At 57.7% G+C, this 20,916-nt stretch carries 20 protein-coding genes; 4 read left to right on the top strand and 16 right to left on the bottom strand.

The genetic code is table 11. From position 1 onward, the window contains the following. Position 1 precedes the first annotated feature (1 nt). From ACVW0Y_RS07030 to rpmH, 13 genes are all read right to left on the bottom strand, one after another. Complete coding sequence (locus ACVW0Y_RS07030) at positions 2-472, bottom strand: F0F1 ATP synthase subunit B (protein ID WP_457437005.1); 471 nt, start codon at positions 470-472, stop codon at positions 2-4. Positions 473-526: 54 nt separating this feature from the next. Continuing rightward, entirely contained in the window at positions 527-784 is a 258-nt protein-coding gene (atpE, locus tag ACVW0Y_RS07025; RefSeq protein ID WP_002555987.1) for a F0F1 ATP synthase subunit C, read from the bottom strand. A 114-nt stretch (positions 785-898) separates the two neighbouring features. Beyond that, positions 899-1,768, bottom strand: coding sequence for a F0F1 ATP synthase subunit A (atpB, locus tag ACVW0Y_RS07020; RefSeq protein ID WP_457437004.1), 870 nt, complete (start codon positions 1,766-1,768; stop codon positions 899-901). A gap of 16 nt (positions 1,769-1,784) precedes the next feature. Beyond that, the gene (locus ACVW0Y_RS07015; RefSeq protein ID WP_457437002.1) at positions 1,785-2,192 is read right to left on the bottom strand and encodes a F0F1 ATP synthase subunit I; all 408 of its coding nucleotides are present in this window, start codon (positions 2,190-2,192) and stop codon (positions 1,785-1,787) included. A 171-nt stretch (positions 2,193-2,363) separates the two neighbouring features. Next, positions 2,364-3,236, bottom strand: a complete 873-nt coding sequence (locus ACVW0Y_RS07010; RefSeq protein ID WP_457437001.1) for a ParB/RepB/Spo0J family partition protein — start codon at positions 3,234-3,236, stop codon at positions 2,364-2,366. Positions 3,237-3,245: 9 nt separating this feature from the next. Further along, positions 3,246-4,034, bottom strand: a complete 789-nt coding sequence (locus ACVW0Y_RS07005; RefSeq protein WP_457436999.1) for a ParA family protein — start codon at positions 4,032-4,034, stop codon at positions 3,246-3,248. An 18-nt stretch (positions 4,035-4,052) separates the two neighbouring features. Continuing rightward, complete coding sequence (gene rsmG / locus ACVW0Y_RS07000; protein WP_457436998.1) at positions 4,053-4,700, bottom strand: 16S rRNA (guanine(527)-N(7))-methyltransferase RsmG; 648 nt, start codon at positions 4,698-4,700, stop codon at positions 4,053-4,055. Further along, positions 4,700-6,592 carry a tRNA uridine-5-carboxymethylaminomethyl(34) synthesis enzyme MnmG gene (gene mnmG, locus ACVW0Y_RS06995; protein WP_457436997.1) on the bottom strand — a complete coding sequence of 631 codons (1,893 nt, stop codon included), beginning with the start codon at positions 6,590-6,592 and terminating at the stop codon, positions 4,700-4,702. The genes rsmG and mnmG overlap by 1 nt, the downstream gene beginning before the upstream one ends. Before the next feature lie 517 nt (positions 6,593-7,109). Continuing rightward, positions 7,110-8,477: a tRNA uridine-5-carboxymethylaminomethyl(34) synthesis GTPase MnmE gene (gene mnmE, locus ACVW0Y_RS06990; RefSeq protein ID WP_457436996.1), complete on the bottom strand. Its 1,368-nt coding sequence runs from the start codon at positions 8,475-8,477 to the stop codon at positions 7,110-7,112. A gap of 94 nt (positions 8,478-8,571) precedes the next feature. Beyond that, positions 8,572-10,323, bottom strand: coding sequence for a membrane protein insertase YidC (gene yidC / locus ACVW0Y_RS06985; protein WP_457436994.1), 1,752 nt, complete (start codon positions 10,321-10,323; stop codon positions 8,572-8,574). 2 nt (positions 10,324-10,325) lie between these two features. Beyond that, on the bottom strand, positions 10,326-10,571 hold the full coding sequence (yidD, locus tag ACVW0Y_RS06980; RefSeq protein ID WP_457436992.1) for a membrane protein insertion efficiency factor YidD: 246 nt from the start codon (positions 10,569-10,571) through the stop codon (positions 10,326-10,328). Further along, the gene (gene rnpA / locus ACVW0Y_RS06975) at positions 10,564-10,965 is read right to left on the bottom strand and encodes a ribonuclease P protein component (RefSeq protein WP_457436991.1); all 402 of its coding nucleotides are present in this window, start codon (positions 10,963-10,965) and stop codon (positions 10,564-10,566) included. The genes yidD and rnpA overlap by 8 nt, the downstream gene beginning before the upstream one ends. A gap of 16 nt (positions 10,966-10,981) precedes the next feature. Then, entirely contained in the window at positions 10,982-11,116 is a 135-nt protein-coding gene (rpmH, locus tag ACVW0Y_RS06970) for a 50S ribosomal protein L34 (RefSeq protein WP_002551315.1), read from the bottom strand. Positions 11,117-11,658: 542 nt separating this feature from the next. On the opposite strand from rpmH, the gene dnaA reads away from it, so the two are divergent. The 4 genes from dnaA to gyrB are packed head-to-tail and all read left to right on the top strand — an operon-like array spanning position 11,659 to position 17,817. Next, positions 11,659-13,134, top strand: a complete 1,476-nt coding sequence (dnaA, locus tag ACVW0Y_RS06965) for a chromosomal replication initiator protein DnaA (RefSeq protein ID WP_457436990.1) — start codon at positions 11,659-11,661, stop codon at positions 13,132-13,134. A 36-nt stretch (positions 13,135-13,170) separates the two neighbouring features. Then, positions 13,171-14,274: a DNA polymerase III subunit beta gene (gene dnaN / locus ACVW0Y_RS06960; RefSeq protein ID WP_457436988.1), complete on the top strand. Its 1,104-nt coding sequence runs from the start codon at positions 13,171-13,173 to the stop codon at positions 14,272-14,274. A 17-nt stretch (positions 14,275-14,291) separates the two neighbouring features. Continuing rightward, a complete protein-coding gene (gene recF, locus ACVW0Y_RS06955) occupies positions 14,292-15,395 on the top strand; it encodes a DNA replication/repair protein RecF (protein ID WP_457436986.1) in 1,104 nt (367 codons plus the stop codon). A 4-nt stretch (positions 15,396-15,399) separates the two neighbouring features. Further along, positions 15,400-17,817 carry a DNA topoisomerase (ATP-hydrolyzing) subunit B gene (gene gyrB, locus ACVW0Y_RS06950; protein ID WP_457436985.1) on the top strand — a complete coding sequence of 806 codons (2,418 nt, stop codon included), beginning with the start codon at positions 15,400-15,402 and terminating at the stop codon, positions 17,815-17,817. Between the two features lie 97 nt (positions 17,818-17,914). On the opposite strand, the gene phoA is transcribed toward gyrB, so the two are convergent. The 3 genes from phoA to gmhB form a co-directional block, all read right to left on the bottom strand. Beyond that, entirely contained in the window at positions 17,915-19,354 is a 1,440-nt protein-coding gene (gene phoA, locus ACVW0Y_RS06945) for an alkaline phosphatase (protein WP_457436984.1), read from the bottom strand. Positions 19,355-19,574: 220 nt separating this feature from the next. Then, positions 19,575-20,348, bottom strand: a complete 774-nt coding sequence (locus ACVW0Y_RS06940; protein WP_457436983.1) for a lysophospholipid acyltransferase family protein — start codon at positions 20,346-20,348, stop codon at positions 19,575-19,577. Between the two features lie 30 nt (positions 20,349-20,378). Continuing rightward, on the bottom strand, positions 20,379-20,915 hold the full coding sequence (gene gmhB, locus ACVW0Y_RS06935; protein ID WP_457436982.1) for a D-glycero-beta-D-manno-heptose 1,7-bisphosphate 7-phosphatase: 537 nt from the start codon (positions 20,913-20,915) through the stop codon (positions 20,379-20,381). Position 20,916 lies beyond the last annotated feature (1 nt).

Raw genomic sequence — 20,916 nt, 5'->3', positions numbered from 1 at the left:
CTTAAATTTCGGCTGCCAGTTTGGAAACCAGCTCCGCATGCGCGTTTTGGTCGATGGTGGCACCCAGAATCTTCTCAGCACCGCTGATCGCCAAGCCACCCAGTTGGGCACGCAGGGCGTCTTTGACGCTGTTCAGTTCCTGTTCGATCTCGGCCTGAGCCTGAGACTTCAGGCGATCACCTTCGACACGGGCCTGATCGCGAGCTTCGTCGACGATCTGGGTAGCGCGCTTTTTCGCTTGCTCAATGATTTCAGCTGCCTGAGTTTTGGCTTCGCGCAGTTGCTGACCCACTTTCTCGTGGGCGAGCTCCAGGTCGCGAGCCGCACGGCTTGCAGCGTCCAGTCCATCAGCAATCTTCTTTTGACGCTCTTGCAAAGCCGCGATGACCGGAGGCCACACGAACTTCATGCAAAAGAGCACAAAGATGAAGAAGGCAACGGACTGGCCAATCAGGGTTGCATTAATGTTCACGCCAACACCTCGCTCGTTCGTTGTCCGTCAAACCAATCACTCGAAAACGAGTGATTAGCCTGCGAGTTGACCAACGAAGGGGTTCGCGAAGGTGAAGAACAGTGCGATACCAACGCCGATCATGGTCACGGCGTCCAGCAGACCAGCCACGATGAACATTTTAACTTGCAGCATCGGAACCATTTCCGGCTGACGCGCAGCGCCTTCCAGGAACTTGCCGCCCAGCAGGCCGAAACCAATGGCGGTACCCAGGGCACCCAGGCCAATCAGCAGTGCAACGGCGATCGCGGTCAGACCAACTACAGTTTCCATCTTTCCTCCCGACTTTTTATGTCGTATTGGTTTAAGGTTTTTAAGGTAAAGCGGTAAAGCAAAATTGCTTGCGGCCCCAGGCAGAGGCCGCTCACTGACAGCGGGTAAGCGCTATCAGTGGTTGTCTTCGTGCGCCATCGACAGATAAACGATGGTGAGCATCATGAAGATGAACGCTTGCAGGGTAATGATCAGGATGTGGAACACCGCCCATGCCCACTGCAGCGCCACACCCAGGGTGCTCAGCCACAGTAGACCACTGCCGAACATCACAGCGATCAGAATGAACACCAGCTCACCGGCGTACATGTTGCCGAACAACCGCAGTGCCAACGAAATAGGCTTGGCAATCAGGGTGACGAACTCCAGCAGGAAGTTGACCGGGATCAGAATGATCTGGACGGCGATGTTCTTGCTGCTGAATGGGTGCAGGGTCAGTTCACCGATGAAACCACCGATGCCCTTGACTTTGATGCTGTAGAAAATGATCAGCGCGAACACCGAGAACGCCATGCCGAGGGTGGCATTCGGGTCAGTGGTGGATACAGCGCGGAACGGAATGTGGTGATCGCCAGAAATCAGCGCGGCCAATTTCGGAATCCAGTCCACCGGCACCAGGTCGATGGCGTTCATCAGGAACACCCAGACGAAAATGGTCAGTGCCAGGGGCGCGATCAACTTGTTGCGGCCGTGGAAGCTGTCCTTAACGCTGGTGTCGACGAACTCGATCATCACTTCGACGAAGTTCTGCAGACCGCCAGGCTGGCCGGATGTGGCTTTTTTGGCGGCCATGCGGAACAGCAGGATGAAGATAAGACCCAGGGCAACAGACCAGCCCAGGGTATCAACGTGGAATGCCCAGAAGCCCATTTCTTTGGCTTCTTGTGCAGTGTGGGCAAAGCCCCAATCACCGGTGTGCGTCTTCCCGAAAGTCAGGTTCTGCAAGTGGTGCTGGATATAGCCCGAAGCGGTTTGTTCTGCCATGTTTGCCTCAAACGCCCTAAGGTCTCAAAAATCTTGTTCTAGTGAGCAGGGGAGCGAACCAATTGACCGACTGGGTCAGAAAGAACACGCCGAATACCGCCAGCGCTTCCAGTGGTTTCACCCCTGCGAACGTCAGTGCAAACAGCACTGCCGTCAGAATCAGCTTGCCCGCTTCGCCGGCATAAAAAGACCGGACTATCGCTTGGGCTGCCCTGGCTCCGGTAAACCGGAAAGCCTTGTGGGCGAAATACATGTTCGGTAACCAGGCAATCAATCCGCCGAGCGCGCCAGAGTAGCCACTTACCGTGCCGCGCCATTGCCACAACACGACGGCTGCGGTTAGCAATACGACGAGTTGAACGAACAACACGGGAAACACCGGCAAACGATGGAAGGGCAGGCGGTTGGGCGTGCGTGCATCCATCACTGTTCTCCGGCTTTCGGCCTCTGGTGTCAGTCGCCGTACAATCAACGACTTGGCATAGTTTGTGCCGACAAAATGCGCGCAGAGTATAGGGGGCGTTCCCCCCCTATTCAACTGCCCGGTAGTGATTTCCGACTACCCGCTACATGAGCAATTGTTTCGTAGCGGAGCTTAGCGGATGTGGGCCAGAACACCCTGCAATTCGTCCAGCGAGTTGTAGCGGATCACCAACTGGCCTTTGCCCTTCTGCCCATGCTTGATCTGCACTGGAGAGCCCAGGCGCTCTGCAAGGCGCTGTTCGAGACGACTGATATCGGGGTCGACTTTGGTCACCACCGCAGGCTTCTCTTTGGTGCTCAGCCACTGGCGAACCAGTGCCTCGGTTTGGCGCACAGTCAGGGCTCGTGCGACAACATGTCGCGCCCCTTCTACCTGCTGTTCTGCGGGCAAACCGAGCAATGCGCGAGCGTGGCCCATTTCCAGATCGCCATGGGACAACAAGGTTTTGATTTCTTCAGGCAGGGAGATCAAACGCAGCAGGTTGGTGATGGTTACCCGCGACTTGCCCACCGCTTCTGCCACTTGCTGCTGGGTGAGCTGGAACTCCTGCTGCAAACGCTGCAAGGCCACGGCTTCTTCGATGGGGTTGAGGTCTTCGCGCTGGATGTTCTCGATCAGCGCCATGGCGATGGCGGCTTCGTCCGGTACTTCGCGGACCATGGCCGGTATCTTGTCCAGGCCAGCGATCTGGCTGGCGCGCCAACGGCGTTCGCCGGCGATGATCTCGAAGCGGCCACTGCCGATAGGGCGGACCACGATCGGTTGCATCACACCCTGGGCGCGGATCGACTGCGCCAGTTCTTCCAGGGCAGTGGAGTCCATGTCGCGGCGCGGCTGGTACTTGCCGCGCTGAATCAGATCCAGCGGCACATATTGCAGCTCACGGGTATCGACCTGCGCGGCTTCTTCCTGCAAAGCATTGACACTGGTACCGCCCAGCAGGGCGTCCAGTCCGCGTCCGAGACCTCGTTTTTTGCTGGCCATGGATAATCCTTATGCTTTTGCGGTTCGGGTGGCGCTGCGCTGACGCCGGGACAACTCACCGGCCAGTGCCAGGTAGGCAAGAGCGCCACGGGATTGCTTGTCGTACGCCAAGGCCGGCATGCCGAAGCTCGGTGCCTCGGCGAGGCGTACATTGCGGGGAATAACGGTGTCGTAAAGCTGCTCGCCAAAGTGCGCCTTGAGCTGCGCGGAGACATCGTTGGTCAGGCTGATGCGCGGGTCGTACATGGTGCGCAGCAGGCCTTCGATTTTCAGCGTCGGGTTAAGCAGCTTGCCGATGCGCTGGATCGAGTTGACCAGGTCGGTCAGACCTTCCAATGCGTAGTACTCGCACTGCATCGGAATGATCACCCCATCGGCGGCCACCAGCGCATTCACCGTCAACATGGACAGTGAAGGTGGGCAATCGATCAGGATGTAGTCGTAGTTTTCGCGGATCGGTGCCAGCGCTTCGCGCAGCCGGTTTTCCTTGGCTGGCATATCCAGCAGAGCCACTTCGGCGGCAGTCAGGTCGCGGTTGGCCGGTAGTAGCTGGTAGCCGCCATGTTCGGAAAACTGCATGGCCTGACCCAGATCGCACTCACCGATCAGCACGTCGTAGATCGAATGCTCCAGCGCCAACTTATCCACACCGCTACCGGTGGTGGCATTGCCCTGTGGATCGAGGTCGATCAACAGCACACGACGCTTGGTCGCAACCAGTGAAGCCGCCAGGTTGATGCAGGTAGTGGTCTTGGCCACACCGCCTTTCTGGTTGGCGATGGCGAATACTTTAGCCATGGTCAGCGTCAGTCCCGATCATATGATGCGGCGCAGTATCAACAGATGACGCTGACCTTGGCAACCGGGAACCTTGAGGACGTGCGTTGCAGCCAATTTAAAGTCGGCAGGCAAGGCTTGCAGCTCGTCATCCGGGTGCACGCCTTTCATGGCCAGCCAACGGGTATCGGTATCACCCAGATGGCGGGTCCAGTCGGAAAAATCCTGCAGCGAGCTGAATGCCCGCGAGCAAATGCCGCTGAACGGTTGGGATGGCGCGAACGCTTCCACCCGGCTGTGGATAACTTCCAGATTGGCCAGCTTGAGCTCGAGTTTCACCTGAGTGAGGAAACGGGTCTTCTTGCCATTGGAGTCCAGCAGGGTGAACTGGCGCTCGGGAAACATGATCGCCAACGGAATACCGGGCATGCCGCCACCGCTGCCGACGTCCAGCCAGGTGCTGCCACCTTCGGCGACGTAGCGCACCACGCTGAGGCTATCGAGCAGGTGGCGCGAAACCATTTCATCCGGGTCGCGCACGGCGGTGAGGTTGTAGGCCTTGTTCCACTTGATCAGCAGGGCGAGGTAGCCCAGCAACTGGCTATGTTGCTGTTCGCTCAGTTCGACGCCCAGTTCAGCGGCACCTCGGGATAATTCTTCGGCGTGTTGCGGGGTTACCAGGGACATCAGGCGCTTTGCTCCAGCTCACGACCGGCCGAGCGTTTTTTCAGGTTGATCATCAACAGGGAAATCGCTGCGGGGGTCACGCCTGGAATCCGCGAGGCCTGGCCCAAGGTTTCCGGGCGAGCCTGGCCGAGCTTGCTCTGGATCTCTTTGGACAGCCCGGCAATGGCGGCGTAGTCGATATCGGCCGGCAGCTTGGTGTTTTCGCTGGCGCGCAGGCGGGCGATTTCGTCCTGCTGACGGTCGATGTAACCGGCGTACTTGGTCTTGATCTCGACCTGTTCGGCAACCTGAGGATCATCGTGGCCAGGGCCGGTCACTTCGATCAGACCGGAGTAGTCCACTTCCGGACGGGTCAGCAGACTCATCAGGTTGTACTCGTGGGTCAGCGGGGTACCGAAGCGCTCGGCAATGGCATCGCCTTGTGGTGTGTTTGGACGCACCCAAGTGCTTTTCAGACGTTGCTCTTCCAGCTCGATGCCTTCGCGCTTGGCACAGAACGCGGCCCAACGGCGGTCATCGACCAGGCCCAGCTCGCGGCCTTTTTCGGTCAGGCGCAGGTCGGCGTTGTCTTCACGCAGAATCAGACGGTACTCGGCACGCGAGGTGAACATGCGGTACGGCTCTTGGGTGCCGAGGGTAATCAGGTCGTCGACCAGAACACCGATATAAGCCTCGTCACGACGCGGGCACCAGCTGTCTTTACCCTGGGCGCGCAGCGCGGCGTTGGCACCGGCCAATAGTCCCTGTGCGCCGGCTTCTTCGTACCCAGTGGTGCCGTTAATCTGGCCGGCGAAAAACAGGCCAGCGATCACTTTGGTCTCCAGGCTGTACTTCAGATCACGGGGATCGAAGTAGTCGTACTCGATGGCATAGCCCGGGCGAACGATATGGGCGTTCTCCATGCCGCGAATCGAGCGCACCAGTTCCAATTGCACATCGAATGGCAGCGAGGTGGAAATGCCGTTGGGGTACAGCTCATGGGTATTCAGGCCTTCGGGCTCGATAAATACCTGATGGCTGTCCTTGTCGGCAAAGCGGTGGATCTTGTCTTCAATCGACGGGCAGTAGCGTGGGCCAATGCCTTCGATTACCCCAGAATACATCGGCGACCGGTTGAGGTTGGCGGCGATGATCTCGTGGGTGCGGGCGTTGGTGTGGGTAATCCAGCAACTGACCTGGCGGGGGTGTTGTTCCTTGTTGCCGAGGAACGACATCACTGGAATGGGCGTATCGCCTGGTTGCTCGGTCATCACCGAGAAATCCACCGAACGACCATCGATGCGTGGCGGGGTACCGGTTTTCAATCGACCTACGCGCAGCGGGTGCTCGCGTAGACGCTGAGCCAGGGCAATCGAGGGTGGATCACCAGCGCGGCCACCTGAGTGGTTCTGCAGACCGATGTGGATAAGTCCGCCGAGGAAGGTGCCTGTGGTGAGTACAACGGATTCGGCGAAGAAACGCAGGCCCATCTGGGTGACCACACCACGTACCTGATCCTGCTCGACGATCAGGTCGTCACAGGATTGCTGAAATATCCACAGGTTGGGTTGATTCTCCAGGGTTTCGCGAATGGCCGCTTTGTACAGCATGCGGTCAGCCTGGGCGCGTGTTGCACGAACGGCTGGGCCCTTGCGGCTGTTGAGCACGCGGAACTGGATGCCGCCTTTGTCGGTGGCCTCTGCCATGGCGCCGCCAAGGGCGTCGATTTCCTTTACCAGATGGCTTTTGCCGATGCCGCCGATGGCAGGGTTGCAGCTCATGTGCCCGAGGGTGTCGACGTTGTGGCTGAGCAGCAGGGTTTTCACGCCCATGCGTGCAGCAGCAAGTGCTGCTTCAGTGCCGGCATGGCCGCCGCCGATAACGATGACATCAAAACGGGAAGGGAAATCCACCACGCACCTCGTGCCTGTTGAGAATTGGGGGAGGCTTTTAACTGACCCGGCGAACTGGGGAAAAGCGGAAAGGCGGCAAGTATAGGGATTTAGCCGGGTTGAAAGAAGCCTTTTGAACAAAAAATAGCCAATGGCTCAGGTTGGCTGGAAGGTTGTCCAGGTCGCTCGGTTAATAAAGAAAGAGAAGAGAGAATTTTTTAAAGCTTTGTTTTTATGTTTATTACTTATGCGCCTGTTTTCTGTGGATAGATCGCTACAGGCCTCAAGCACGCTGTGTATGGAATTGTATAAGGCTGTGATCATCTGCCCCGGAGCATTCTGGATAACCGCCTTGAGCCTGTGGATGGAAGGGCAAGTTGTGCACAGGCGGGTTCATCCCCAGCTTTGCCCCATGGTTATCGACTGGGCTTAGGGGCTGTTATCCACAGGGTTTAAAATTGGTCTGTTGATTACTTTTCAGGCATAAAAAAACCCCGCCTGCGCACTTTGCAAGCGGGGCCGAAGCCAATGGCTGCCGCTATTTACCGATGCAGAAGCTGGAGAAGATGCGGCCAAGCAGGTCATCGGAGCTAAATGCGCCGGTGATTTCGCCCAGAGCCTGTTGAGCGATGCGCAGATCTTCCGCCAGCAGCTCTCCGGCACCGGCCAGCGTCAGCTGTGCATAACCATGTTTCAGCGACTGATTGGCCTGCTCTAGCGCTTCCAGGTGGCGTCTGCGGGCGCTGAAGCTGCTTTCCGCGGTCTGTTCGTAACCCATACAGGCTTTCAGGTGGTCGCGTAGCAGATCGAGGCCGGCTGCTGAGCGCGCAGAGAGGCTGATGGTGACATGGGCGTCGTCGCTGACCTCCAGAGCGACGGCTTCACCGGAAAGGTCTGCCTTATTGCGAATCAGGGTGACTTTGGCCGGATCCGGCCGCTGGCTGAGGAACTCGGGCCACAGGGCGAATGGGTCGCTAGCTTCGGCGGAGGTGGCATCCACTACCAGTAACACCCGATCCGCCTCGCCAATGGCTTTCAGCGCTCGCTCGACGCCGATCTTTTCCACCTGGTCATCGGTGTCGCGCAGACCTGCGGTATCCACTACATGCAGCGGCATACCGTCGATGTGGATATGTTCACGCAGCACATCGCGGGTGGTGCCGGCAATTTCGGTAACGATAGCCGCTTCCCGTCCGGCCAAGGCATTGAGCAGGCTGGATTTTCCGGCATTGGGGCGCCCGGCGATCACCACCGTCATACCGTCACGCAGCAGCGCTCCCTGGTTGGCTTCGCGTTGCACGGCTGCAAGGTCGCTGCGCACCTCGTTGAGCATGGCGAGCACATGGCCGTCAGCGAGGAAGTCGATTTCCTCTTCGGGGAAGTCGATTGCCGCTTCTACATAGATGCGTAGCGATATCAGGCGCTCGGTAAGGCCATGCACGCGGCGTGAGAACTCGCCTTGCAGCGAGCGCAGGGCATTGCGTGCAGCTTGTTCGGAGCTGGCTTCGATAAGGTCGGCGATGGCCTCGGCCTGAGCCAGATCCAGCTTGTCGTTGAGAAATGCGCGTTCGCTGAATTCCCCGGGACGAGCCAGCCGCGCGCCAAGCTGCAGGCAGCGACGCAACAGCAGATCGAGTACCACCGGACCGCCGTGACCCTGAAGCTCCAGGACGTCTTCACCGGTAAAGGAGTGGGGGCCGGGGAAATACAGCGCCAACCCTTCATCAAGAACCAGATTCTGCTCGCCGTGAAATGGCCCGTAGTGGGCATAACGCGGCTTCAGCTGGCGTTGGCTGATAGCTTCCGCGATAGCGCTGGCCTTGGGGCCGGAAACGCGGACGATGCCCACTCCCGCGCGCCCTTGGGCGGTGGCGACGGCGGCGATGGTTTCTCGGACGTTGCTCATGGCGCGCTTCTCTTCAAATAGCATCAGGCAAATAGCAAAACGCCCCGCCACTGATTGCTCGGGCGGGGCGCTGGTTCAGCTTAGCAAGCCAGGGTTATGCGTTGGCAGCCTTGGTTGCAGCTTCGATCTTGCGGGTGATGTACCACTGCTGGGCAATGGACAGGCAGTTGTTGACTACCCAATACAGCACCAGACCCGCCGGGAACCACAGGAAGAAGAAGGTGAAGATGATTGGCATCATTTTCATCACCTTGGCCTGCATCGGATCTGGCGGAGCCGGGTTCAGCTGCTGCTGGATGAACATGGTAGCGCCCATGATCAACGGCAGAATGAAGAACGGGTCTTTGATCGACAGGTCGGTGATCCAGAACATCCATGGTGCCTGGCGCATCTCAACACTTTCCAGCAGTACCCAGTACAAGGCCAGGAAGACCGGCATCTGCACCAGAATCGGCAGGCAGCCACCCAAGGGGTTGATCTTCTCTTTCTTGTACAGCTCCATCATGGCTTGCGACATTTTTTGCCGGTCATCGCCATGTTGCTCTTTCAGGGCAGCCAGTTTAGGTGCAACGGCACGCATGCGCGCCATCGACTTGTAGCTGGCGGCGGAGAGCGGGAAGAAGAAGCCTTTGATCACCATGGTCAACACGATGATCGACCAGCCCCAGTTACCCAGGATGCTGTGGATATGTTGCAGCAGCCAGAAGATCGGCTGAGCGATAAACCACAGAATGCCGTAATCGACGGTCAGTTCCAGGCCAGGTGCGAGCGAACCCAGGTGTTTCTGGATTTTCGGACCGGCATAAAGAATGGCTGACACTTCACCTTTGCTGCCTGGCGCGACGCTTACGGTCGGGCTGGTGTAGCCGATGATGTAGTTGCCTTTGGAGTCTTTGCGGGTTTGAACGGTGTTCTCACCATCCTGGCCCGGGATCCATGCGGTCACAAAGTAGTGCTGCAACCAGGCAACCCAGCCGCCTTTCACGGTGTCTTTGACTGGCGTCTTGTCGATATCTTTCATCGACACTTTCTTGTACGCGGAGTCGTGGGTGGCCATTGCCGCGCCGAGATAGGTGGCGGTGCTGGTGGCGGCGGTTTTCGACGGATCGTCGCTGTTATCGCGTTTGAGCTGGGCAAACATGTTGCCGGCCCAGGCGGCGGTGCCCTGGTTGTCGATCAGATAACGCACTTCAACCTGATAGGACGAAGGATCGACACAACCCGGTTTTTTCAGCTCTTGTTCTTTGGCCGAGCATTCCGGGTTCAAACCGCGTTTGAAGCTAAAACGCTTGATGTAGTTGACGCCGTTCAGGCTGTAGGTGAGATCCACCGCCAGGCTGTTCTGACCGTCAGCCAGTTGGTAGCTGCGTTGCGCGCTTTGCCAAACCGGGCGAACGTCAGCAGCAGAGTCAGGGGCGTTGGCACCACCGATCAGGCCGCTTTGTGCCAGGTAGATGCGCTCGTTGCCGTTATCGAACAGTTGAAACGGAACATCCGGGCGGTCCTGACGGCGCGGGTATTGCGGCAGCGTCAGTTGAACAATGTCGCCACCAGCCGGGTCGATGGCCAGCTCAAGTACGTCGGTCTTAACCCGGATCAAGTCTTTGCTGGCGACGGTAGTCGCGGCAGGTGTGCTGGCGGGTTGAGCGGAAGGCGCGCTAGGCACGTCGCTGGCGGTTGCACCGTTGGCACTGGGTACATCGGACTGCGCCGGGCTGGTGTTGGTCGCGGCGTTGGTACTCGCAGTCGGCAAGGACGTTTGCCCGTAGTCTTCGTTCCACTTGAGAACCATGACATAGGACACGATTGCGAGCGCGGCGATCAGGATCGAGCGTTTAATATCCATGATTACTCGGCCATCGAAGGGGGTCGGGAAATGGGGGCGACTGGAACCGGATCGTAACCACCGGGATTCCATGGGTGACAGCGACCTAACCGACGCAGGGTCAGCCAGCCGCCACGTATGAAGCCATGGTGTTCAATGGCTTCATACGCGTAGCAGGAACAGCTGGGATAAAAACGACAGTGGCTGGCCATCAATGGGCTGATGGCGTAGCGATAAACTTGGATTGAAGCGAGTGCCAGTTTACGCATGGGGACTGTCGGTAACCCCCGCTGCGGGAAGGACTTCCGGGCTTGGCTTGCTGCGTGCCAAGCGTTTCCAGAGTTTGCCGAATTGGTGAGCCAACTCGGTGTTCTCCAGATCACCTAGGCCTTTACGCGCAACCACTACGATATCCCAGCCCACCAGGTTGTCCTGATTTAGGCGGAATGAATCGCGAATTACGCGTTTCAGGCGATTGCGCTCAACAGAGAGCTTGACGCTCTTCTTGCCGATGACCAGACCCAGGCGGGGATGATCGAGATCGTTGTTGCGCGCTAACAGCAGGACGTTCTTACCCGGAACCTTACCGCTGGGGGAGTCAAAGACTGTCTTGAATTGTCGAGGGGTCAGCAGGCGCTTTTCCCGACCGAAGTCTTGACTCACCACCGATGCCGAATTATCAGACTGCCAGACGCTTACGGCCTTTGGCGCGACGACGGGACAGAACAGCACGACCGTTCTTGGTGGCCATACGGGCACGGAAGCCGTGGGTGCGAGCGCGCTTGATAGTGCTTGGTTGGAAAGTGCGTTTCATGGTGCGTTACCTGGGTGGTCGACAACGGGCCGGAATGGCCCCCGTTTTAAGAGACCGGCAATTCTAGAGAAACCAGGCGGTCAGGTCAATTTCCAACCAGCATTCTGTCGATATGAATAGTTTGGTAGATAAAGAATATAAGAAAGAGAGATTTAAATCTTTTTTGAAATATTAACTACTCTTAGCCAGCAATATTCTGTGGATAAGGTTCTGAGACCTACTAGAACCGGGGGCTTCGCCGAATGATAACCCTGTCCAGAACAGGTGTGCAGGCTGTGCCGGAGCTGCGCATAAGCTGGGGATGGAATAGGGTTTTATCCACAGGCCAGTTATCCCACGGGTTCTCCCCAGGCTTTCCCCCCCCAGTTTACGCACTGTTATCCACAGGGTTTATTTGCGGCGCTGCTACACTGGTTAAAATTGAATAACACCTTGATTTTACGCACGGAAAACTTGTTCCAGCGTGTGGATAACTAGTCGCTGGTGTGGGTACAATGCCGGCAGTTTTGGCCCTTGTGGTCTATTTGGCTTAGGGGATTTCTGTGTCTGTGGAACTTTGGCAGCAGTGTGTAGAGCTTCTACGCGATGAGCTGCCGGCCCAGCAATTCAATACCTGGATTCGTCCACTGCAGGTTGAAGCCTCCAGTGATGAGCTGCGCGTATTTGCGCCCAATCGTTTTGTACTTGATTGGGTCAATGAAAAGTACATGAGTCGGTTGCTGGAGCTGCTGCATGAGCGTAGCGACGGTATGGCACCGGCGATCTCCTTATTAATAGGTAGCAAGCGTGCTGCAGTAGCACGTACGCCGATACCGGTTTCGGCACCTGCGCAGCCGAGTGCTGCAAGCGTCAGCACGCCGGCACGCGAAGAGCCCGTTGCGTTGGCAGGCTCCAGCGAGCCGTCACGAGCCAGTTTCGACCCGATGGCTGGTGCCAGTTCGCAGACCGCTCCGATCCGTACCGAACGTACCGTGCAGGTCGAAGGCGCGCTTAAGCACACCAGCTATCTCAATCGAACCTTTACCTTCGAGAACTTCGTCGAAGGTAAATCGAACCAGCTGGCGCGGGCTGCAGCCTGGCAGGTGGCGGATAACCCCAAGCATGGCTACAACCCGTTGTTCCTTTACGGCGGCGTGGGCTTGGGTAAAACCCACTTGATGCATGCGGTGGGTAACCATCTATTAAAGAAGAATCCCAACGCCAAAGTGGTGTACCTGCATTCGGAGCGTTTCGTGGCCGATATGGTCAAGGCGTTGCAGCTGAATGCGATCAACGAGTTCAAGCGTTTCTATCGTTCGGTGGATGCGTTGCTAATCGATGACATCCAGTTCTTTGCCAAGAAGGAACGCTCACAGGAGGAGTTCTTTCACACGTTCAACGCCTTGCTGGAGGGCGGTCAGCAGGTGATTCTCACCAGCGATCGTTACCCGAAAGAAATCGAAGGTTTGGAAGAGCGCTTGAAGTCGCGTTTTGGCTGGGGCCTGACCGTTGCGGTCGAGCCTCCTGAGCTGGAAACCCGCGTGGCGATTCTGATGAAAAAGGCCGATCAGGCCAAAGTCGATCTGCCTCACGATGCCGCCTTCTTTATTGCCCAACGCATTCGTTCCAACGTTCGCGAGCTTGAGGGTGCGTTGAAGCGGGTAATCGCCCATGCACACTTTATGGGCCGCGATATCACCATCGAGTTGATTCGCGAGTCGCTGAAAGATCTGTTGGCGCTCCAGGACAAACTGGTGAGCGTCGACAACATTCAGCGCACCGTGGCTGAGTACTACAAAATCAAAATTTCAGACTTGTTGTCCAAGCGCCGCTCTCGTTCGGTGGCGCGCCCGCGACAAGTCGCTATGGCGTTATCCAAAGAATTGACCAACCATAGCCTGCCGGAAATCGGCGATGCTTTCGGCGGGCGTGATCACACCACTGTGTTGCACGCATGCCGTAAGATTGCTGAACTTAGGGAATCCGACGCGGACATCCGCGAGGACTACAAGAACCTGCTGCGCACGCTGACCACCTGACCCATTACGCAGCCCACGAGGCAAAGGGACTAGACCATGCATTTCACTATTCAACGCGAAGCCCTGTTGAAACCGTTGCAACTGGTCGCTGGCGTGGTTGAACGCCGGCAGACGCTGCCGGTGCTGTCTAACGTGCTGCTGGTGGTCGATGGCCAACAGCTTTCGCTGACCGGTACCGACCTTGAGGTTGAGCTGGTTGGTCGGGTGACGTTGGAAGAGCCGGCTGAGCCTGGCGAAATCACCGTGCCGGCACGCAAGCTGATGGATATCTGCAAGAGCTTGCCGAACGATGCGTTGATCGATATCCGCGTCGATGAGACCAAGCTGGTGGTCAAGGCCGGCCGCAGCCGCTTCACCCTTTCGACCCTGCCTGCCAACGACTTCCCAACTGTGGAAGAAGGCCCAGGCTCGTTCACCTTTACCCTGGTCCAGAGCAAACTGCGTCGTTTGATCGAACGAACCAGTTTTGCCATGGCTCAGCAAGACGTTCGTTATTACCTGAACGGTATGCTGATCGAAGTACAAACCGGCATTTTGCGCGCCGTCGCCACCGACGGTCACCGACTGGCGATGTGCTCGATGGAAGCCGGTATTGAACAGGCCGATCGTCATCAGGTCATCGTGCCGCGTAAAGGTATTCTCGAACTGGCGCGTCTGCTCACTGAGCAAGATGGCACTGTCGATATCGTTCTTGGCCAGCACCACATCCGCGCCACTACGGGTGAGTTCACCTTTACCTCGAAACTGGTCGACGGCAAGTTCCCTGATTACGAACGCGTGCTGCCAAAAGGTGGCGACAAGTTGGTGTTGGGTGACCGTCAGGCCCTGCGCGAAGCGTTCAGCCGCACCGCGATTCTGTCCAACGAGAAGTACCGTGGTATCCGTCTGCAGTTGGCTAACAGCTTGCTGAAGATCCAGGCGAACAACCCCGAGCAGGAAGAAGCGGAAGAAGAAGTGGCCGTTAACTACAACGGTGGCTCGCTGGAGATCGGTTTCAACGTGAGCTATCTGCTCGACGTGTTGGGTGTGATGACCACCGAACAGGTTCGCCTGATTCTGTCGGATTCCAACAGCAGTGCGCTGGTTCAAGAGTCGGACAACGACGACTCCGCTTATGTTGTCATGCCGATGCGCCTCTGATCCTGAATTGAGCCTAGATGTCCCTCAGTCGCGTCACGGTCACCGCGGTGCGCAATTTGCACCCGGTGACCCTCTCCCCCTCCCCCCGCATCAATATCCTTTCTGGCGCTAACGGCAGTGGTAAAACCAGCCTGCTGGAAGCCATCCATTTACTTGGCCTTGCTCGTTCTTTTCGCAGTGCCCGCTTATTGCCGGTTATCCAATACCAGCAGGACGCGTGCACGGTTTTCGGTCAGGTCGATTTGGCTGAAGGGGGGCACAGCAATCTTGGTGTGTCGCGAGATCGTCAGGGCGAATTCCAGATTCGTATCGATGGTCAGAATGCCAAGAGTGCCGCGCAGTTGGCCGAAGCCTTACCGCTTCAAGTAATCAACCCGGATAGCTTTCGTTTGTTGGAAGGGGCACCGAAGATTCGCCGGCAATTTCTCGATTGGGGAGTGTTCCACGTGGAACCTCGCTTTTTGCCGGCCTGGCAAAGGCTCCAGAAGGCCCTGCGGCAGCGAAACTCATGGCTTCGGCATGGTACACTTGACGCCGCTTCGCAGGCCGCCTGGGACCGCGAGTTGTGCATTTCCAGCGATGAGATCGATGGATATCGCCGCAGTTATATTCAGGCGCTTAAGCCGGTTTTCGAAAGGGTTTTGCGGGAGCTGGTGGAGCTTGAGGGATTGACCCTCAGTTACTACCGCGGATGGGATAAAGACCGAGATTTGCAGACTGTACTGAACACTACACTTCAGCGCGACCAGCAGCTCGGTCATACCCAGGCTGGTCCTCAACGCGCGGATCTGCGGTTGCGGTTGGGCGGTCATAACGCCGCTGAAATTCTTTCGCGGGGCCAACAGAAGTTAGTGGTATGTGCCCTGCGAATTGCTCAAGGGCATCTGGTTAGCCAGGCGCGACGCGGCCAGTGCGTTTACCTGGTGGATGACTTGCCATCCGAATTGGATGAGCAGCACCGAAACGCGTTGTGTCGTTTATTAGAAGATTTGAACTGCCAGGTATTTATCACCTGTGTAGACCATGAATTGTTGCGGGGTAGCTGGCGCACGGATACGCCGGTAGCCATGTTCCACGTGGAACATGGTTGTATCACCCAGACCCACGACCATCGGGAGTGAAGGCATGAGCGAAAATCAAACGTACGACTCGTCCAGTATTAAAGTGCTGAAAGGCCTGGACGCCGTACGCAAGCGGCCTGGTATGTATATCGGGGACACCGACGATGGTAGCGGTCTGCACCATATGGTTTTTGAGGTGGTCGATAACTCCATCGACGAAGCCTTAGCTGGGCATTGCGACGATATCAGCATCATCATCCATCCGGACGAATCCATCACCGTGCGCGACAACGGTCGCGGTATCCCGGTTGATGTGCATAAAGAAGAAGGCGTTTCCGCAGCTGAAGTCATCATGACCGTGCTGCACGCCGGCGGTAAGTTCGACGACAACTCCTATAAGGTGTCTGGCGGCTTGCACGGTGTAGGTGTATCCGTGGTGAACGCGCTCTCCGAATTGCTGCTGCTGACGGTCCGTCGAAGCGGCAAAGTCTGGGAGCAAACTTATGTGCACGGTGTGCCTCAGGCTCCGATGCGCACCGTAGGCGATACCGATAAAACCGGTACTGAAATCCACTTCAAACCGTCCGCCGAAACCTTCCAGAACATCCATTTCAGCTGGGATATTCTGGCCAAGCGTCTACGTGAACTCTCCTTTCTGAACTCCGGTGTCGGCATCGTCCTTAAGGACGAGCGCAGCGGCAAGGAAGAGCTGTTCAAGTACGAAGGTGGTCTGCGTGCATTCGTTGAATACCTGAATACCAACAAGACTGCGGTCAACCAGGTGTTCCACTTCAACGTCCAGCGTGATGACGGTGTGGGTGTGGAAGTCGCTCTGCAGTGGAACGACAGCTTCAACGAGAACCTGCTCTGCTTCACCAACAACATTCCTCAGCGTGACGGCGGTACTCACCTGGCTGGCTTCCGCTCGGCCCTGACCCGTAACCTGAACGCCTACATCGAACAGGAAGGTCTGGCCAAGAAACACAAGATCGCCACCACTGGTGACGATGCCCGTGAAGGCCTGACCGCGATCATTTCGGTAAAAGTACCGGACCCGAAATTCAGCTCGCAGACCAAAGACAAGCTGGTCTCCTCCGAAGTGAAAACCGCGGTCGAGCAGGAAATGGGCAAGTACTTCTCCGACTTCCTGTTGGAAAATCCCAACGAAGCCAAGGCAGTGGTCGGCAAGATGATCGACGCCGCGCGTGCCCGTGAAGCGGCTCGTAAAGCGCGGGAAATGACCCGTCGCAAAGGTGCGCTGGATATCGCCGGCCTGCCGGGCAAACTGGCCGACTGCCAAGAGAAAGACCCTGCCCTCTCCGAACTGTACCTGGTGGAAGGGGACTCTGCTGGCGGCTCCGCCAAGCAGGGACGTAACCGCAAGACCCAAGCGATTCTGCCCCTCAAAGGGAAGATTCTGAACGTGGAACGCGCACGTTTCGACCGCATGATTTCCTCGCAGGAAGTCGGCACGCTGATCACCGCCCTCGGGTGCGGTATCGGTCGTGACGAGTACAACATCGACAAACTGCGCTACCACAACATCATCATCATGACGGACGCCGACGTCGACGGCTCGCACATCCGTACGCTGCTGTTGACCTTCTTCTTTCGCCAACTGCCTGAGCTGGTCGAGCGTGGCTACATCTATATCGCTCAGCCGCCGCTGTACAAAGTGAAGAAAGGCAAGCAAGAGCAATACATCAAGGACGACGAGGCCATGGAGGAATACATGACCCAGTCGGCCCTCGAAGATGCCAGCCTGCACGTCAACGAAAACGATCCTGGCATCGGCGGCGAGCCGTTGGAGAAGCTGGTCAACAACTACCGCATGGTGATGAAGACCCTCAAGCGCCTGTCGCGCATCTACCCGCAAGAGCTCACCGAGCACTTCGTGTACCTGCCGGCCGTAAGCCTGGACAATCTGAGCGACCAAGCCGGCATGCAAGCCTGGTTGGAGAAGCTCAACGAGCGTCTGCGCACCATGGAGAAATCCGGGCTGGTGTACAAAACCAACCTGCGTGAAGACCAGGAACGTCACCTGTGGCTGCCGGAAGTCGAGTTGATTTCCCACGGCGTCTCCAACTTCGTCACCTTCAACCGCGATTTCTTCGCCAGTAACGACTACAAGACCGTCACCACGCTCGGCGACCAGTTGAACAGTCTGTTGGAAGAAGGTGCCTACGTGAAACGTGGCGAACGCAAGAAGCCGGTTACCACCTTCAAAGAAGCGCTCACCTGGCTTCTGGCCGAGAGCACCAAGCGTCACAGCATCCAGCGCTATAAAGGGCTGGGCGAAATGAACCCGGACCAACTGTGGGAAACCACCATGGACCCGGATGCACGCCGCATGCTGAAAGTGACTATTGAAGACGCCATCAGCGCCGACCAGATCTTCAACACCCTGATGGGTGATGAAGTGGAACCGCGCCGCGACTTCATCGAAGCCAACGCCTTGGCGGTGTCGAACCTGGACTTCTAAGCCCCGGTTTACACCGTATAAACAAAAACCCCAGCCGTGAGCTGGGGTTTTTGTTTTAAGCGCGAATAACGGCCAGCCGTGGCCGTTTAAACCCGGCTTACTTCAGACCCAGCGCGTTACGCATGGTGAAGTACAAGTCCGTCTGGTCCGTCAGCCCAGTCACGTTAGCCGCGTGCGGGCCATAAGCCGCCACCCGTAATTGGGTACCGGTGTGCTCCTGCGAAGATCCTTCCGAGTTGCCGTAGCTCACCGCCATCACCGCGCCGTCTTTGGTGTTCAGCGCTTGGGTCAAACCTGGGGCCGAGGTTTCCAGGGCAACGATCTGGCTGGAGTGCGCGTGGTCCGCGGTAACGATCACCAAGGTGTTGCCGTCGGCTTTGGCGAAGGCCAGAGCCATTTGCACGGCTTCGTCGAGGTCAACGGTTTCGCCTATCTGGCCGCATGGGTTGGCGGCGTGGTCCTGTTTGTCGATGGACGCTCCTTCAATCTGCAGGAAGAAACCGTTGCGGTTGTCTTTGAGCAGGTCGATGGCTTTGACGGTCATTTCTGCCAGGGTTGGTGTGCTGGCAGTACGCGCGGTGTTTGGCTGGCAAGTCACCGGGGCTTGGGTCAGATTGCCGTGGTAGGTAGCTGTCGGGCCGGTCCAGCGGGTGGGCATATTGCCTGGCGAGAACAGACCAATCACCGGCTGCTTCTGGTTAGCGACACGGACTTTCTTCAGCGCGGCAGCGTCTTCAACCAGTACGAAGCCACGGGCAGCAGCCTGGTCGCGCAAAGTTTTGCCGGACCATTTACCAGCCTTGGCCACTTCCGCGAAGGTGGCGGCGCCGCCACCCAGGGTGACGTCAGGACGCACATTGAGCAGCTGCTCGGTGATCGAGCCGGCACCGCCCTTCTCCAAGGCGTTGCTTGGGCATTGCACGGAGGTGGCCACCGGGCCGTAGCATTTGCGCCCGGTGACGTGGGAGAACAAAGCCGCTGGGGTCGCGTCCTGCAGCTCTGCGGTGGAAACGTTGCCGGTGGCCATGCCGCGCAGCTTCGCGAGTTCGAGGATGGTCTGGTGCGGCTTCTCGTGGATATCCACCCCCAGAGCACCGTTGTAGGTTTTAACCCCGGTGGACCACGCGGTGGCGGACGCCGCCGAGTCGGTCACGTAATCCGGTTTACCGGTGTCTTTGTGCAGAGCGTAATGGGTGTATTGGCCGGTCAGTGGCAGGGCGTCGATGCCTTTGAAGTAACCGCCAGCGCCTTCGGCGTAATTCCGTGCCAGGGTGATCTCCGAATCGCCCATGCCATCGCCGATCAGCAGAATCACATTCTTGGCCTTGCGATTGGACAGCGAGGCTTTGATCGAGTCGGTCAGGTCGCGACCTACGCGGCGAGCGCCGGCGTATTCAGTGATATCGCCGCGAGCTTCGCGGTTGTACAGACTCTTGCTGACTTTCTCGTCCTGATCATGGGCCGAGCTGGTAGCGGAGAAAGATAGCAGTGCCGCGGACACGGCGAGGGACAGCGCCAAAGGTAAGGCAGTAGTCATCTGAAGAATCCTTATGCAGATGGGCAGGAAGAGGATTTGCTTCTCGCGACTACTGCCAGCAGCGCTGAACCGACGAGATACTCAAGCACACCGAGAGTAGGGATGCTTGATTAACGTGGCGTTACAGCCTTGGCGGGTGATGAAAATCTGTGAAGTGATCGGCCTAACGTAAAAGCCCCGGCACACTGGCCGGGGCTTTTCTTTTTAAATCAATTGGTTGCTAGAGCTGAACCGGCGTTTCGCGGATGGGATTGTCGCCATACAAGGCGCCCATGTCGCGCTGAGCTTGCTCTACCCAGTTAAACGCACGCTCATTGAGTTCAGCGATGGCCCGCGGGCCGGTGCCTTCGGCGTACATCACCGGGCCGATTTTCACCTGAATGGTGCCGGGGGTTTTGCCCCAGCCTTGCTTGGGCCAGAACTCGCCGGCGTTGTGAGCAATCGGCAGTACCGGCAGGTTGGCGTTCACCGCCAGTGCAGCGCCGCCGCGGGAGAACTTGCCAATCTGCCCGGCCGGCACGCGGGTGCCCTCAGGGAAAATCAGCACCCAGATCTTTTGCTGCAGGCGCTCATGGCCCTGCTTTGCCAGTTCTTTCAATGCGGCTTTGGGGTTGTTGCGGTCGATGGCGATGGGCTTGAGCATGGCCATGGCCCAGCCGAAGAACGGCACGTACAGCAACTCACGTTTCAGCACCTGGCTCAGCGGCGCGAAATAGCAGGAGAGGAAAAAGGTTTCCCAGGTGCTCTGGTGTTTGGAGAGGATCACGCAAGGCTGAGCCGGCACGTTTTCTGCGCCGTGCACTTGGTAGCGGATGCCGAGCATCACTTCGGTCAGCGTGACCGCAAAACGGCACCAGTTGACGTTGATAAACCGATAGCGCGCTTCAAAGGATTGGAACGGTGCGATAAAGAAACTCAGGCTGCACCAGAGCAAGGCGCTGACGCCGAGGAGGATATAGAAGAGGAAGATTCTGATGGCCAGCACGATCGACATTTAGCGTTATCCGTCGCGGGCAATCCCCGCCTATTGGGTGTGGAGTAACTGCGCGGCAACCGCCGCCAAATCGTCAAATATCAACGTCCCCTGCGGCAATTCCGTGCCCAGGGTTTTTTCGCCTTTGCCGGTCTTCACCAACACAGGCTGACAATCGACGGCCAATGCCGCTTCCAGGTCACCTCGACTGTCGCCGACAAACCAAACGTCTGCAAGATCTGTCTGGTAATGCGTAGCGATGGTTCTCAGCATGCCGGGTTTGGGTTTGCGGCAGTCGCAGCCGTCATTCGGCCCATGCGGACAGTGCACCACCAGCCCCAGTTCGCCGCCCTGCTCTGCCACCAGCTCACGCAAACGCGCGTGCATCGAATCCAGGACGGCTGCCGAGTAATAACCGCGCGCCAGGCCGGACTGGTTGGTGGCCACTGCCACCGTCCAGCCAGCCTTGCTCAATTGCGCAATGGCCTCGACGGCACCGGGGAGCGGAATCCACTCCTCCAGCGTTTTGATGTAGGCGTCGGAGTCGTAGTTGATCACCCCATCACGGTCGAGTATCAGCAACTTCACG

The organism is Pseudomonas sp. TE3786, assembly GCF_054057335.1.
The sequence above is the reverse complement of the archived record's forward strand: the minus strand, read 5'-3'. Positions and strand labels throughout refer to the sequence as shown.

Bases quoted from the DNA above. Each gene is read 5' to 3' on its own strand.
- atpE (WP_002555987.1), bottom strand. From the start codon at position 784: ATGGAAACTGTAGTTGGTCTGACCGCGATCGCCGTTGCACTGCTGATT.
- atpB (WP_457437004.1), bottom strand. From the start codon at position 1,768: ATGGCAGAACAAACCGCTTCGGGCTATATCCAGCACCACTTGCAGAAC.
- ACVW0Y_RS07015 (WP_457437002.1), bottom strand. From the start codon at position 2,192: ATGGATGCACGCACGCCCAACCGCCTGCCCTTCCATCGTTTGCCGGTG.
- ACVW0Y_RS07010 (WP_457437001.1), bottom strand. From the start codon at position 3,236: ATGGCCAGCAAAAAACGAGGTCTCGGACGCGGACTGGACGCCCTGCTG.
- ACVW0Y_RS07005 (WP_457436999.1), bottom strand. From the start codon at position 4,034: ATGGCTAAAGTATTCGCCATCGCCAACCAGAAAGGCGGTGTGGCCAAG.
- rsmG (WP_457436998.1), bottom strand. From the start codon at position 4,700: ATGTCCCTGGTAACCCCGCAACACGCCGAAGAATTATCCCGAGGTGCC.
- mnmE (WP_457436996.1), bottom strand. From the start codon at position 8,477: ATGAGCAACGTCCGAGAAACCATCGCCGCCGTCGCCACCGCCCAAGGG.
- yidC (WP_457436994.1), bottom strand. From the start codon at position 10,323: ATGGATATTAAACGCTCGATCCTGATCGCCGCGCTCGCAATCGTGTCC.
- yidD (WP_457436992.1), bottom strand. From the start codon at position 10,571: ATGCGTAAACTGGCACTCGCTTCAATCCAAGTTTATCGCTACGCCATC.
- rpmH (WP_002551315.1), bottom strand. From the start codon at position 11,116: ATGAAACGCACTTTCCAACCAAGCACTATCAAGCGCGCTCGCACCCAC.
- dnaN (WP_457436988.1), top strand. From the start codon at position 13,171: ATGCATTTCACTATTCAACGCGAAGCCCTGTTGAAACCGTTGCAACTG.
- recF (WP_457436986.1), top strand. From the start codon at position 14,292: ATGTCCCTCAGTCGCGTCACGGTCACCGCGGTGCGCAATTTGCACCCG.
- gyrB (WP_457436985.1), top strand. From the start codon at position 15,400: ATGAGCGAAAATCAAACGTACGACTCGTCCAGTATTAAAGTGCTGAAA.
- phoA (WP_457436984.1), bottom strand. From the start codon at position 19,354: ATGACTACTGCCTTACCTTTGGCGCTGTCCCTCGCCGTGTCCGCGGCA.
- ACVW0Y_RS06940 (WP_457436983.1), bottom strand. From the start codon at position 20,348: ATGTCGATCGTGCTGGCCATCAGAATCTTCCTCTTCTATATCCTCCTC.